This window comes from Marinobacter sp., assembly GCF_034669625.1.
Taxonomy (GTDB): domain Bacteria; phylum Pseudomonadota; class Gammaproteobacteria; order Pseudomonadales; family Oleiphilaceae; genus Marinobacter.
The window spans coordinates 115,837-128,501 of the sequence record NZ_JAXMOY010000001.1 but is presented as its reverse complement, the minus strand read 5'-3'; the positions used below and the strand labels follow the sequence as shown (position 1 = coordinate 128,501).

General features: G+C 54.5%; 12 protein-coding genes. 6 read left to right on the top strand and 6 right to left on the bottom strand.

Features of this window, described 5'->3' with window-relative positions:
* The first annotated feature begins 151 nt into the window (after positions 1 to 151).
* From VOI14_RS00550 to VOI14_RS00535, 4 genes are all read left to right on the top strand, one after another.
* On the top strand, positions 152 to 1,051 hold the full coding sequence (locus tag VOI14_RS00550; protein ID WP_323750067.1) for a helix-turn-helix transcriptional regulator: 900 nt from the start codon (positions 152 to 154) through the stop codon (positions 1,049 to 1,051).
* Positions 1,052 to 1,114: 63 nt separating this feature from the next.
* On the top strand, positions 1,115 to 2,815 hold the full coding sequence (locus VOI14_RS00545; protein WP_323750066.1) for an ExeM/NucH family extracellular endonuclease: 1,701 nt from the start codon (positions 1,115 to 1,117) through the stop codon (positions 2,813 to 2,815).
* Positions 2,816 to 2,929: 114 nt separating this feature from the next.
* Positions 2,930 to 3,817 (top strand): alpha/beta hydrolase, encoded by an 888-nt coding sequence (locus VOI14_RS00540; protein ID WP_323750065.1) that lies wholly within the window; start codon positions 2,930 to 2,932, stop codon positions 3,815 to 3,817.
* 137 nt (positions 3,818 to 3,954) lie between these two features.
* Positions 3,955 to 4,998, top strand: coding sequence for an AraC family transcriptional regulator (locus tag VOI14_RS00535; RefSeq protein ID WP_323750064.1), 1,044 nt, complete (start codon positions 3,955 to 3,957; stop codon positions 4,996 to 4,998).
* 11 nt (positions 4,999 to 5,009) lie between these two features.
* On the opposite strand, the gene queE is transcribed toward VOI14_RS00535, so the two are convergent.
* Both queE and queC read right to left on the bottom strand, forming a co-directional pair.
* Positions 5,010 to 5,669: a 7-carboxy-7-deazaguanine synthase gene (queE, locus tag VOI14_RS00530; RefSeq protein ID WP_323750063.1), complete on the bottom strand. Its 660-nt coding sequence runs from the start codon at positions 5,667 to 5,669 to the stop codon at positions 5,010 to 5,012.
* Positions 5,669 to 6,334 (bottom strand): 7-cyano-7-deazaguanine synthase QueC, encoded by a 666-nt coding sequence (gene queC / locus VOI14_RS00525; RefSeq protein ID WP_323750062.1) that lies wholly within the window; start codon positions 6,332 to 6,334, stop codon positions 5,669 to 5,671. The genes queE and queC overlap by 1 nt, the downstream gene beginning before the upstream one ends.
* Positions 6,335 to 6,482: 148 nt before the next feature.
* Here queC and VOI14_RS00520 point away from each other — a divergent pair, with 148 nt between their 5' ends.
* Positions 6,483 to 6,995: a hypothetical protein gene (locus VOI14_RS00520; protein ID WP_323750358.1), complete on the top strand. Its 513-nt coding sequence runs from the start codon at positions 6,483 to 6,485 to the stop codon at positions 6,993 to 6,995.
* Here the strand turns inward: VOI14_RS00520 and VOI14_RS00515 are convergent.
* The gene (locus VOI14_RS00515; RefSeq protein WP_323750061.1) at positions 6,964 to 7,164 is read right to left on the bottom strand and encodes a hypothetical protein; all 201 of its coding nucleotides are present in this window, start codon (positions 7,162 to 7,164) and stop codon (positions 6,964 to 6,966) included. The two genes, VOI14_RS00520 and VOI14_RS00515, sit on opposite strands and share 32 nt — an antisense overlap.
* Before the next feature lie 592 nt (positions 7,165 to 7,756).
* Here VOI14_RS00515 and VOI14_RS00510 point away from each other — a divergent pair.
* Positions 7,757 to 8,029: a hypothetical protein gene (locus VOI14_RS00510; protein WP_323750060.1), complete on the top strand. Its 273-nt coding sequence runs from the start codon at positions 7,757 to 7,759 to the stop codon at positions 8,027 to 8,029.
* A gap of 31 nt (positions 8,030 to 8,060) precedes the next feature.
* Here the strand turns inward: VOI14_RS00510 and VOI14_RS00505 are convergent, their stop codons facing one another.
* From VOI14_RS00505 to VOI14_RS00495, 3 genes are read right to left on the bottom strand one after another with little or no spacing between them, the layout of a single operon-like run.
* Complete coding sequence (locus VOI14_RS00505; RefSeq protein ID WP_323750059.1) at positions 8,061 to 8,474, bottom strand: response regulator; 414 nt, start codon at positions 8,472 to 8,474, stop codon at positions 8,061 to 8,063.
* Between the two features lie 31 nt (positions 8,475 to 8,505).
* A complete protein-coding gene (locus VOI14_RS00500) occupies positions 8,506 to 9,060 on the bottom strand; it encodes a hypothetical protein (protein WP_323750058.1) in 555 nt (184 codons plus the stop codon).
* Positions 9,057 to 12,593: a response regulator gene (locus VOI14_RS00495; protein WP_323750057.1), complete on the bottom strand. Its 3,537-nt coding sequence runs from the start codon at positions 12,591 to 12,593 to the stop codon at positions 9,057 to 9,059. The genes VOI14_RS00500 and VOI14_RS00495 overlap by 4 nt, the downstream gene beginning before the upstream one ends.
* Positions 12,594 to 12,665 lie beyond the last annotated feature (72 nt).

Genomic DNA, 12,665 nt, shown 5'->3' with positions numbered 1-12,665 from the left:
AACGGATTGCCGAAACTAGGGAGATGCCGAGACTTGTATTACACTGGCCTTGATTTGACATTCTTTTACATTAATGGGCCGTAACAGACCCCTAACCCCCTAACGGGTAAGATAAATAAGAAGCTATTTACTGGATTGAGAGCGCCTGGTTATGAAGAAAACGGATTGGCCCATTCGTTGGGATCTCTTGCTTCGCTATCGACTCATTGAAACCATTGCACTATGGGAAGGGCGCCTGACGACCAACCATATCTGCCACAGTTTCGGTATTGGTCGCCAGCAGGCCTCCAAGGACATCAACACCTACCTGAGAGAGGTGGCGCCGGGTAATCTGGTGTACGACCGACATCTCAAAGGCTATGTGCCGTCCAGCAGCTTCAAACCCGCTGTCACCCATGGTGAGGCCTCTGAATATCAGGACCTGCTTGCCCAGCAGCAAAACCTCAACGCCTCTCTTGCCGAGCTGGAACTGGGTATGCCCGGTAACACGGTAATTAGCGGGCCAGGCCGGTACGTTGCACCGGAAACCATGCGCGCCGTAGTCACGGCCACCCGCTACAAACGCCAGCTGAAAGCGAATTACGTTTCCCTGAGCCGACCCGAGGCCGCCGAAAGTGTACTCGAGCCTCATTCGTTGGTGTGCGCTGGCAACAACTGGCATGTTCGCGCCTGGTGCAGTTCCAATCGAGAGTTCCGGGACTTCGCACTGAGCCGCTTTCAGGATACCCCTGAAGCACTGCGCCAAAAATCCCGCTACACCGCCCAGCAGGATGAAGACTGGCAACGCAGAGTGACACTCGATATCGCACCGGACCAACGCTTGACCGCCGCTCAGCAAAAAATCGTCGCTCGAGACTATGGCATGGAAAATGGCAGTCTTCAGGTCGAAACCCGGGCAGCGCTTGCACCCTACGTACTGTCACAGCTTGGCATTACCTTCGACAGTAACCACCCAGATCCTCTGGTGCAGCAGCTGGAACTGATCAACCCTGACCAACTGGGCTTCGGGAGTAAACGTGAACAAGCACTTAAAGCGGTGGCTGGCCTTTAACCGACAGGCTTCGTGATCAGAACCTTCTTAGCGCCCCTAATCGCCGCTGCCGGACTGCTTTTTTTGACCGCAGGCCCGGCAGCATCCGCACCAGACCGTTGCGGCACGCCAACCACGGCGATTCATCAGATTCAGAGTGCCGACTCACACTCGCCTCTCGCAGGTCAAACTGTCTCGATCGAAGGCATTGTGACCTACACTGCCAACCACAAAGACAGCTTTAACGGTTTCTATATTCAACAAGCCGACGCCGAAACGGATAACAACCCCGCCACCTCCGAAGCGCTGTTCGTGTATACCCATCACACTGCCACCCCTGGCCAAAGGCTGCGGCTGACCGGCTCGGTTAAAGAATTCCATGACCTCACAGAACTGGTGAATGTCCGTCATCTGATCGTCTGCGGCCAGGAGCCGCTTCCTGAGCCGGTAAAGCTCTCATTGCCTTGGCAGCACGCGCCCGAAAGCCTCGAGAACATGCGAGTGTCCTTCGTCACACCACTTACGGTAATCGAGCATCACAATCTCGCTCGGTACGGGGAACTGACGCTGGCCAAGGAAGACCAGATAATCCCGACGGAATATCTAAAACCCGGTACTCGCGCCGTTGCACAGGCAGGCATCAACCGGGAGCATCGAGTTCTACTGGATGACGGACAAAGCACCCACAACCCCATCCCGGTGCCGTGGCTGCAACTGGGCAATGACAACACGGTACGCGCTGGCGATAAGGTGACCGGCCTAAGCGGGGTATTGGATTACCGCTTTGGTCAGTGGCGGCTTCAACCAGAACAGCGGCCCCATTTTTCTCGGCCCGAACCGCGGCCAGCGGCTCCACCAAAACCTTCGGGCGATGCGATCCGGATCATGGCTCTGAACCTGCAAAACTATTTCAACGGCGATGGGGAGCATGGCGGTTACCCAACCCCCAGGGGCGCCAGCAACCTGCAAGCCCACAACCACCAACTCCGTCGCCTGACAACGGCCATCAGGCTGGCCGCCCCCGACATTGTCGCGGTCACAGAACTGGAAAACGACGGCGATGATCCCCGTAGCTCGCTGGCCCAACTCACAAGAACGCTCGGTCCCTCTTGGCGCTTCATAAAGACTCCCGACAGGGATGGCTCTGACGCCATTCGTACCGCCTTGCTGTTCCGATACGACCGGGTAAGACCGGAGGGCAACGCCCTGCGCCTCAATAAAGATATCTACCAACATCGCGGCCGTCCGCCACTCTCGCAGACGTTCAGCCCCGTGACGGGCGGTAAATCAGTACGAGTAGTGGTCCCCCATTTGAAATCGAAGTCCTGCCGTAACGCAGACGGACCGGATTTGGATCAGCATGATGGCCAAGGCTGTTTCAGCACCTATCGCACCCGGGAAGCACGGGCAATCACGCGCTGGCTTTCAAGCTTATCCACGCCGGACAATTTTGCCGGCACACTGATCACCGGAGATCTAAACAGCTATGCCCTCGAAACGCCCCTGGTCACTTTTCGCCAAGCGGGCTACACCAGTCTGGTGCACCATTTCCATCCCTGCACACCCGATAGTTGCAGGTATCACAGCTATCGTTACCAAGGCGAGAAAGGTTCACTGGACTACGCACTCGCCACGCAAGTCCTCATTCCCCACGTGATGGCAGCAACCATCTGGAACATCAACGCGGATGAGCCTCGGGCTCTGAATTACCAAAGCGCCCCGGACCTCAGCGGGCCTTGGCGTGCTTCTGACCACAACCCTGTGATCACCGATCTTCAGCTCTAATGCTTTGCGTCCAAGGTGGCCTTGCCGCCCGCACAATCAGGCATCGCAGCAATAGTCCCACAGGATCCTCCCGCTACACTGAAGTTCAATACACCATGATCAGGCTAGTCTTCGATGAAAATTCCAACCCCTAACGTTTGGCCATTGGCACGTACCGGGCAACGCTGGCTGTTACGCGCTAAGCGGCGAGAAACCTCGGTAGATGGACACCGTCTGGTTTATCTGGAAAGAGGCAAGCCCGGGCCCGACAACCCTACGTTGGTGCTGCTACATGGTTTTGCCTCAATGAAGGAAAACTGGGCCTTCTGGATGCAGCAGTTACCTTCGGACTGGCATTTGCTGGTGCCCGATTTACCGGGGCTCGGCGAAAGCCAATACCGCCCCGATGCTGACTACGGTTACGTGAAGCAAGCAGAGCGGCTTAGTCATTGGTTGGCTGAGTACGCCAGCAATAACCTGCATATCGCGGGAAGTTCCATGGGCGGAGCGATTGCCGCCGTGCTGGCCCATGAGCTGAAAATACCTCCCCGCACGGTTACGCTGCTTAACAGCGCCGGTATCCCGGAATCCCCCGATATTGCGAACAACCCGCCGGTTCGCCCGACTATTGACTCCGTGCTCATTCCGAAAGACTGGGCAGGCGTTTATCGTATGTTCAACAGCGTCGGTACCGGCAAACCCAGCCTTCCCGGTGTTGCCATGACCGGCCTGTTAGGCCCCGATCTGATGAAGCGACGGCAATCACTGCAACATATTTTTCACGACATGGTTACCGATCCGATAGCGCCCACCCGTTATCTTGGAAACCAGACTCCTCCGCTACAAATTCAGTGGGGCGATAAAGATACGATTACCCCAACTCGCTGTGTTGACTGGTTCAAGACAGCGACTCCGACGGCCGAAGTGCATGTGTTTCGCGGAGTCGGGCATCTACCCATGCTCGAGAGCCCGGGTCGCTCTGCCGCCGTGCTGGCCGGCTTCGTAGAGCGTCACACAAACTAGGACGATTACATCCGGCACTGCCCTGAATTGGCCTCTTCAGCTAATTGACCCGTCATCCAAGTCATGTGACTGGGCCAACGAAGGGGCCATAATCTAAACCTCTCACATAACAATAACTGTCAATATCGAGGAAATTCATGGGCGCCTCAGTTTCTAGGACACAGGATCTGGGCATGCCGGCCATTTACTTACACACTCTGGCCGAGCTGCTCCACACTATTGGAGTGGATGAAAAGGACTTGATTCTGCGCGTAGGGCTAGACCCAACGCGACTGAAATCCACCGACCTCAGAGTCAGCGAGTCCCAGGCTGCGGAATTTGTGACCAGAGCCATCGTCGAAAGCGGCGAGCCGGGATTGGGTATATTATTGGCACGAGAGCTCAAGCTGCCGTTGCATGGGGCACTGGGTACGGCGGTCATGAGCAGCCGCACGCTTGAAGAAGCCCTTGAGCTGATGACTCGCTATCTGACGCTTCGTGTACCCCACCTTAAAGTTCAAAAACACATGACCGGGTCCAGCGTCTGGTATGCGGTGAACTGCGAGACACAGCTCGGCTCCATTCTCAGCTTTATTCTGGATGCCGTTCTGTTCGGTTTCGTATCAATGGGCGCGCAGCTCCTTGGCACCGCTGTGCCAGGCCTGAGAATCATGAGGCGCGGGCCGGAACCGAGTCACTTCCACCGATTCCGGCGCATGATTGGCGTTCCCGTTGAATTCGGCGCTACCGAGGATGCTCTGGTCGTTCCCTCCAGCCATCTCAGCCAACCGACCCGTTTTAGCAATCAACAGCTGGCCGAAAGTTCAAGGGAACAATGCGAGCAAGCACTGCAGGAGTTAGAAGAGGTGGCAGGGGTTGCCTGCAAGGTGCGCAGGGTCATTGAAGCCAGCCATCCGTTTCCGCCCAAACTGGCGCGGGCGGCAAGCACGCTTTTCGTCTCAGAGCGAACGTTGAAACGTCGCCTGCAAGAAGAAGGGGCAAGCTTTCAGAGCTTGGTAGACGACGTGCGCCTCGAACGAGCTCAGGATTTGCTACAGAACACAACCATGAACCTGACTCAGATTGCGGATGCTCTGGGTTACGCCGATGCAGCAAATTTCACTCGTGCGTTCAAACGCTGGACCGGCATGAGCCCCAGTCAGCACCGCCTCGAAAATTTCAATCTGGCGAAGCAGGCCTGACCCGATTGCGATCAGTCTATGCCAATGATCTTGTGCATCTGCAAGGTCAAACGCCATTGGGGATGGGCCAGGCAATAGTCCGTCGCTTTACGGGTGTTGCTCTGTTTAACCGGGTCTGCAGCTTGCTCCGGTATCGAGGGCGATGCCATAGGCGACAAAAAGTAATGCCCCGCACGGATGCGGCCGGCAAATCGCTCGGGCATGGCCAGGGGCTGCGGATACACCAGCTTCAACTCATCACACTCGGTAACGACCACTTCGGCATCGGCCTTCGGGCTGACACACAACCAGTCGATCCCTTCCGGGGCAGGCAAGGTGCCATTGGTCTCGACACCTACCTCAAAGCCCGCGTCATGCAACGCCGCAATTAACGCTGCATCCAATTGCAATAGCGGCTCACCGCCGGTGCAAACGACGTAGGGTTTGCCCGGTGCGTCGGGCCAAAGGGCTCCAACATGTGCGGCCAGCGCTTCAGCGGTCTCGAATGTCCCACCATTCTGGCCGTCGGTACCTACAAAATCCGTATCGCAGAAGTTACAAACCGCCTTGTCCCGGTCACTCTCCCGGCCGTTCCATAAATTACACTTGCTGAACCGGCAAAAAACCGCAGCGCGGCCTGCCTGGGCACCTTCACCTTGTAAGGTATAAAACGCTTCTTTAACCCGGTACATCAGGCGCCACTCTCGTAAGCCAGAGGATCTTCAAGGCCGTGGGATGCAAAAGCCTCCAGGCGCTCAACGCAGGAACCACACTGGCCACACGCCTGTTCTCTGCCGTTGTAGCAGGTCCAGGTTTGACCGTAGTCCAGCCCCAGTTTCAGGCCCTCAGCCAGAATCTCGCCCTTGTCCATGCTCATAAACGGCGCTTTAACAGCAACCGACTCATAGTTAGCAACCCGGCACACCGCATCCATTTTTTCGACAAACTCCGGCCGACAATCAGGATAAATTGCGTGATCGCCGCCGTGGGCACCGTACCAAACGGCTTGTGCATTCACCGTGACGGCGTAGCCCGTGGCAAGCGCCAATAAAATCATGTTGCGATTGGGGACAACGGTCGCTTTCATACTGTCCTCCTCGTAATGACCTTCCGGCACATCAATATCGGCGGTCAATGCGGACCCGGACATCACCTCACTCATCGCTCGAATATCGATCACTTTATGAGGAATGCCTTCGGCTTCACACACTGCTCGAGCGGCTTCCAGTTCGCGCACGTGGCGCTGACCATAATTGAACGACAGGGCATGCACATTGAGGCCTTGAGCACGGGCGAGATGAAGCAAGGTAAAGGAGTCCATCCCTCCGGAGTAAATAACAACAACTGTGTCAGTCATGGAGCAATCACCGGGGTATATGAGGAATTGTCATCGAGGTTATACAAAGCGAGGGTACATTGTAACAGCGCTGCGACCTCTTGAGTTCGCACGAGAGAAAGATCAGGAGTAAACTCAGATGAAAATCTTCAACCGTCAGCGCCTATTCATGACCGTTAACGCAAGACCGGCATTCATCGATTTCGAAGCATCCAGTCTGGATTTGATCGCAAGCTATCCGATCGAGGTGGGCGTGTGCCTGTCAGATGGGACCCAACACAGCTGGCTTATTGATCCTCATAAAACCTGGCATGACTGGTCACCCCGGGCTGAAGCTATTCACGGCATCAGCCGTCAGGAGCTGGAAGACCAGGGCCAGCCCGTCTGGCATATCGCCGAGAGACTTAACGCAATATTGCCAGAGCAAGTTTTCTGCGATGCTTGGACCTTCGACAGCTTTTGGCTTCATCGCCTGTTTCGTGCAGCGGGCGTAACGCCCGCCTTTCAACTGGAATCCGTTTCCATGTTGCTAAATCCGGAACAGGTCCAGCTGTGGGCAGGTACTCGTCAAAAAGTGATCGAGGAACTGGGATTACCGATTCACCGGGCGGCCACCGATGCCCTCATTCTGCATCGGACCTGGCAACAGATTATTTGCTCAACTGAAGCCGAAGCGCGATAACTTCCAGACCTTTACGCGCCGTGTGCAGGGTCCAGTATGTCGCAACAACCATCAGGCTTGCGCCCACCATGGTAAAGGTCAGGTTTTCACCAACCGATTGTCCCTGTGCCAAAACCAAATAAACAGCAACGGCAACAACCAGTGCAATTTCCACGATAAAATCAGACACAAATTTCTTAACGGCAGGTGCGGGTTCAGCGGGCATTTTCTTAGGTTTCAACCTCTTCGTTCGTAACAGGTGGACGATGTTTAGTGTGCAAATTATCGCCAATTTCAAACCTTAAAGCTGTACGAACTAGTGGCTACGAATTAACCGAGATGGCATTTTGAGCGCAAAAAAAAGCGCAGTCATAAAGACTGCGCCAGAAAGGAGAGATCCAATCGACACCTGATCAGGTGTCGCGGATTACACAACGTAAAAACACGTGACAGAGCAAATTATGAGTCCACAACCCATAGCTGTCTGTACGCGTTTGCCGAATTGCCGAGGCTATTGCAAACCCTGCAATTGGCTATACACTGGTGCCCGAACCGAATTCAAAGAGCTGATATGACCATCATGCGTTTCCACGACATTATTTCCACAATCGCAGGTTGCCCAGTAGGGCAGACCCAGCGTGCCATGGTGAAAGACATCTAACGGCTTTCGGTCAAGTCCCGGGAGCCATTGCAGCGACCGGGGCAGCTTCTCTGCCAAACCCCGGTTGCTTCAGGCTCCGGGGTTTTCTGTTGTTGCAGCAGCAAAAGGCAAGGAGAAGACAATGAAAAGACAACCAGCGCGGCGGGCCGCTAACCAGCCAATCAGCAACCGCAATGCCCCGGTCAGACGACCAGAGAAGCTGCCGCTACTCGATGCCATTTGCAAGAAGCTGAATCAGCGAGTCAATCTCGACGACGAACAGCGGGTGTTGGGTGTATACGAGCGAGGCTGGATTTTTAACGGCGTGTTGAGCAACCTCGGCGGTGGTGAGGCTCGTTATGTGAAAGCTTTGGCAACCCGCTATAACTCCTGGATTGCCCGCCAAGTCGCGTAATCCATAATGGGGGGGCGTATGGCTGAACCGGTCAATGGTGCCGGTTCAGTCCTTCAATGACCGCCATATCACCACCATGCACCATGGCAAAGTTGTTGACCACATCGTGGATTTTCTCCTGCGAATACGGTTTTACAACATAACCGTTCGCACCTGCGCTGATGGCCCGCTGAATACTTTCAATTGAGTCGTCTGCCGTCACCAGGACAATATGCTGTTCTTTTCGGGTCGCTTTAAACGCCGTCATCAACTCATGGCCATCGCCATCGGGTAGCCCCAAATCCAGCAACACAATGTGGAATTCGCTGGCATCGAATGCTGCACGTGCTGACGCCGCACTCTCGCACTCCATGATCTCTGTTGCGCCCGCCTTGTTAAGCATACCGACCAGCCGCTCTCGCATGAGCGGCTCGTCTTCAACGACCAAAACTCTAAGATCACTCATTAAACAACACCTCGTTCATTATTCTGCTCACTCAATACCCGTCGCGGCCCGTTCGTCGCGGCAAGTCCAGAGGTGGCTGATCAACCAGCCCTCGCTGTGCTGTGCTGTCCGAATAAGGATGCTGCAAGTCCCGCTCTGCCTGCCCGTTAACACTCGTGCGCGTTAGAATGTTGGCAATGCTCACCGCCGTGGTGTAGAGCGAGATGGCAATAATCAGCAGCACCGGCTGCACGAAAGCAACAAATCGCGGGATTTCTGCATCACTCGTCATGCTCAGCAGCAAGATGATTGCCGGCCCCAGCACCAGAAACAGCGTCAAAGCGATAAAGAACACTATACGCTCTTTATAGCGCCCGAGGTCCTGATTGGTAACCAGCCCCAACACAAATTTCCCCATCGCCAGTCCAGCAAGAATAACGGCGGCGATACTGAGATCTGGCTGCATTAACGTGTCATAGAGGTTGCCGTCCCAAAGCCTTTGCATGGCAATGATCAAAAACGGAAAGAGTACGAACAGGATATCGGCGTAAGTGCCGTACATCATGCTCAGTGAGTGCTGTTCCTGTCGGTGGCGATTTTCGGTCATACGTCCCTTCCTGTATCGTCTCCAAGCTCCCGATCAGTATCTGTCAGGGCCCGGTTGATCATGTCGTTGAGTTTGTCCAATCCGGCGTGAATACGCAGCCAATCTGGAGCGTCACTCCTGATATGTTGTTCAATGACCGCAGCTTGCTCAGTCAGCAACGGGTAACCCATCGCGCCCGCGGTGCCTTTAATCTGATGGTTTTCAATCTGCAAACGGGTTAAATCTCTGTTGGCCAAGGCATCGTTCATGCACTTTTGTCGTTCCGCCAACCCGGCCAGAAATCTCGATGATAAATGCCCAATATCTTCATCCACCACATCGGTAGCGCCTTTGTGCACGTATCGATCCAGCAATGCCTGCAGGTGCGTGTGATCAATCGGTTTGCGCAGAACACCATCGCAACCGGCGCCTAACAGAGCATCCGTTTCCGATTGGCCGCCTCCGGTAAAGGCAATGATTGGACGTCTGAACCCCGTCTGCCGCAACAGCCGCGTGGCCTCCACACCATCCATTCCGGGCAGATACCGGTCCATCAGCACAAGATGCACAGTATCGGACAACGCCGTGCGCACAGCCTCTTCGCCCGAGGTAACCATGACCGGATCAGCGCCAATGCGCTTGAGCATCCGCTCGACCAAACGTCGATTGTCATCATTGTCTTCCGCCACCAACACCCGCCCAATAAACTGCGGCCGAACCGGCTCGTCACGCTCAGCATTCCAACTCAAATACTCGGCCAAGGTTTGGTAAAACTGCTGTTTATCGATGGGCTTTGCCAAATAACCATTACACCCGGCCTTTCGATATTCAGCGATGTCTTCCGTCATCACGTTGGCCGTCAGGGCGATAATGGGCGTATTAACACCGGCCTCACGCAACGCGACCGTGGCGTCGCGCCCGTTCATGACTGGCATCTGGATATCCATCAATATCAAGTCGAACGGTTCTTTGGTCGCTCGTTCGAGCGCCTCGGCGCCATTGGGCACATGCACCAGTTCGGCCCCGGTCCGATCCACCAACAACGATACCAGGCGCTGGTTCAGCTCGTTATCTTCTGCGAACAAGATGCGACCACTCAGCTTAGGTGCTGCCACCATGGGTATGGCTCGGCGTCGCTCGATAAATTCGGAAGCGTCTTGTAAAAAATGCCCCCCTTCCAGTGACCCGGTGCTGATCGTTGCTTCAAATTCACTGCCTTCACCATAAGTACTGGCAACACGAATACTGCCACCCAACAACTCCGCCAAGCGGCGGGAGATACTTAAGCCTAAACCACTGCCACCATATTGCCGCGATATCGCACTGCTGCCCTGAGCAAACGGATCGAACAACCGGTGTATTTGCTCAGGTTTCATACCAATACCGGTGTCGACCACTCGGGCATGAAGAATTTCCTGTTCACGATCACAACGGACAATCAGGGAGATCGAGCCTGTTTGCGTAAATTTAAGAGAATTTCCGCACAAGTTAATAATGATCTGCCGAAAGCGAGTAGGGTCCGTATGGATTTTTTCAGGAAGCGGATAGTCACAGATGACGGTGAAGTCGAGTCCTTTTTCGTTGGCTTTCGGCTCGAAAAATGCCCGTATTTCATCCAGCATTTCCGGTAAGTTGACCAGCACCACATCGACAGCAAGCTTGTTGGCATCAATTTTCGAGTGGTCCAATATGTCGTTGACCAGCTCAAGCAAATGCCGGCCACTTCGTACCACCGTTTCAGCGCTACTGCGCTTTTCGCTTTCACTTAAGTCGGAGTCGAGCAGTGTCTCGCCGTAACCAATAATAGCCGCTAAGGGCGTCCGGATTTCGTGGCTCATGTTGGCTAAAAACTGACTTTTCGCCTGAGCCGAATTCCGGGCCAACTCTTTCTCCAACCGTTCCTGCTCTCTCTCGCGTTCGATCTGAAGCCGCTGATGACTTTCGGTGGCATCAATACAGGTACCTTCCAGATGCATCGGCATACCTTCAGCATCGTAGACGGTATGCAGCGAAATCGTTGCCCAACGTTCTTCGCCCTCAGCGGTAAGGTATTTGGCCTCCACACCTTTCACCGTGCCTTTTTTTTCCAGCTGCGCCACAACCATCCGCCTCAGCTGATCATCCGCGATACAGGTCTCCAGTACATCGGGATTGGCCTGCAATAGTTCGTGCCTGCTTCTGAAGCCTAAAAATGCAGCCATCGCGGGGTTCGCGGTCACAAAACGCCGCTCCGGGGACATTTGGAACACGCCTTCGATCACGTTATCGAACAGGGATTGATAACGCTGAAGATTAGCCAGGGCTCTTTTGTTCCAGGCCAGTGCTTCTCCTTGCACCTGCTTGATGCGGTCGGCCAACGCAAACGAAAACAGAATGACCTGAGCCGTCAAGCCGAACTGGGGCGTATACGTTGTAAAAGTATTGAGTGGAAGGTAACCAATGACCATCAGCCCATACACCCCAAAGCCAATCAACGCGGCCGCCCACGCGAAAAAGTATGCGCGTGCCGCCGGGTTGTAATAACGCCAGGACAGGTAACTTACGACAATCAGAATACTGCTCACCAGAATGGACGCCAGCACTATCCATTCCATGGTCACCGAATAAGGCATAAACAGCGCCAGGACAAACGTCGCCACCACCGCATAAAGGCACACCAGCAGAACCTTATCGAGGTCCGGCGATCGATGGCGGGTTTCCAAGAGCGAACGGGCCATCAACAACCCGAAAAACAGTGTGGAAATAATGTGGAAGTGGAGATATTCCTTATTCAGCAATACCGGTCGCTGATCAAACAATTGAACGCCGTGTACTTGCTCCGTTGCGGTAAATAACACCGCCGACACCAGATAGAACAGGTAATAAATGTTGCTTCGCTCGCGAACCGAGATAGCAACAAACAGGTTGTAAGCAAGGATAGCGAGAATGGCACCGAGCAGAAGACCACGAACCGCTTCATCGACAGAGACCTTAGCTATGTAACTATCACGAGGCCATAGGGTAATGGGCAATCGAAACGTGTTGATATTCGCGATCCGCAGGAAAACGGTCGTTGACGTCGCAGGCTCGAAGGTAAGCTGAAAGGTCGGGTTCGGCACCGCCAAATCCCGGTCGGCCCAATTATCGTAATAACCCGCGCGGCGCTCTTCCACCAAGCGACCCTCACGGACAACGTACAATCGGACATCATCCACCAGCGGCAACGCCAACTCCAACATCCAATCTGTGGGGCCTTGCAGCTCTTGCGAGTCTATATCGAGACGAGTCCAGTAGGCGGATTCCGTGTAACCAAAATTGAGCACGCCTTCATGGTGACGATTGAATTTGGTCAGGGGCAGATTGAGCACTTCCTCAAACGTCAGACTCTGGTCAGAGTCCTCAAGGTAAGCCAGACACCCGCTGAGATCGCGGATACCATCACTGCCATCCCCCAACGACAGCACGCCATCACGACAACCGGGCTGTGCCAGCGTCAGCGATGGTAAGGCAAAAGCGGCCAAAAACAGACCTATCAGGAACACCCGGACGCAAGTATCGCTTAACCGTTGCTGCAAAATGTGATCTCCGAGCGGGCAGCTGTCTACTTTATCGTTTAGTGTCAGCAGTCATCACTTTAGCTGTTCGCA

Coding starts and splice junctions, on each gene's coding strand:
- VOI14_RS00550 (WP_323750067.1), top strand. CDS start 152: ATGAAGAAAACGGATTGGCCCATTCGTTGGGATCTCTTGCTTCGCTAT.
- VOI14_RS00540 (WP_323750065.1), top strand. CDS start 2,930: ATGAAAATTCCAACCCCTAACGTTTGGCCATTGGCACGTACCGGGCAA.
- VOI14_RS00535 (WP_323750064.1), top strand. CDS start 3,955: ATGGGCGCCTCAGTTTCTAGGACACAGGATCTGGGCATGCCGGCCATT.
- queE (WP_323750063.1), bottom strand. CDS start 5,669: ATGTACCGGGTTAAAGAAGCGTTTTATACCTTACAAGGTGAAGGTGCC.
- queC (WP_323750062.1), bottom strand. CDS start 6,334: ATGACTGACACAGTTGTTGTTATTTACTCCGGAGGGATGGACTCCTTT.
- VOI14_RS00520 (WP_323750358.1), top strand. CDS start 6,483: ATGACCGTTAACGCAAGACCGGCATTCATCGATTTCGAAGCATCCAGT.
- VOI14_RS00510 (WP_323750060.1), top strand. CDS start 7,757: ATGAAAAGACAACCAGCGCGGCGGGCCGCTAACCAGCCAATCAGCAAC.
- VOI14_RS00505 (WP_323750059.1), bottom strand. CDS start 8,474: ATGAGTGATCTTAGAGTTTTGGTCGTTGAAGACGAGCCGCTCATGCGA.
- VOI14_RS00500 (WP_323750058.1), bottom strand. CDS start 9,060: ATGACCGAAAATCGCCACCGACAGGAACAGCACTCACTGAGCATGATG.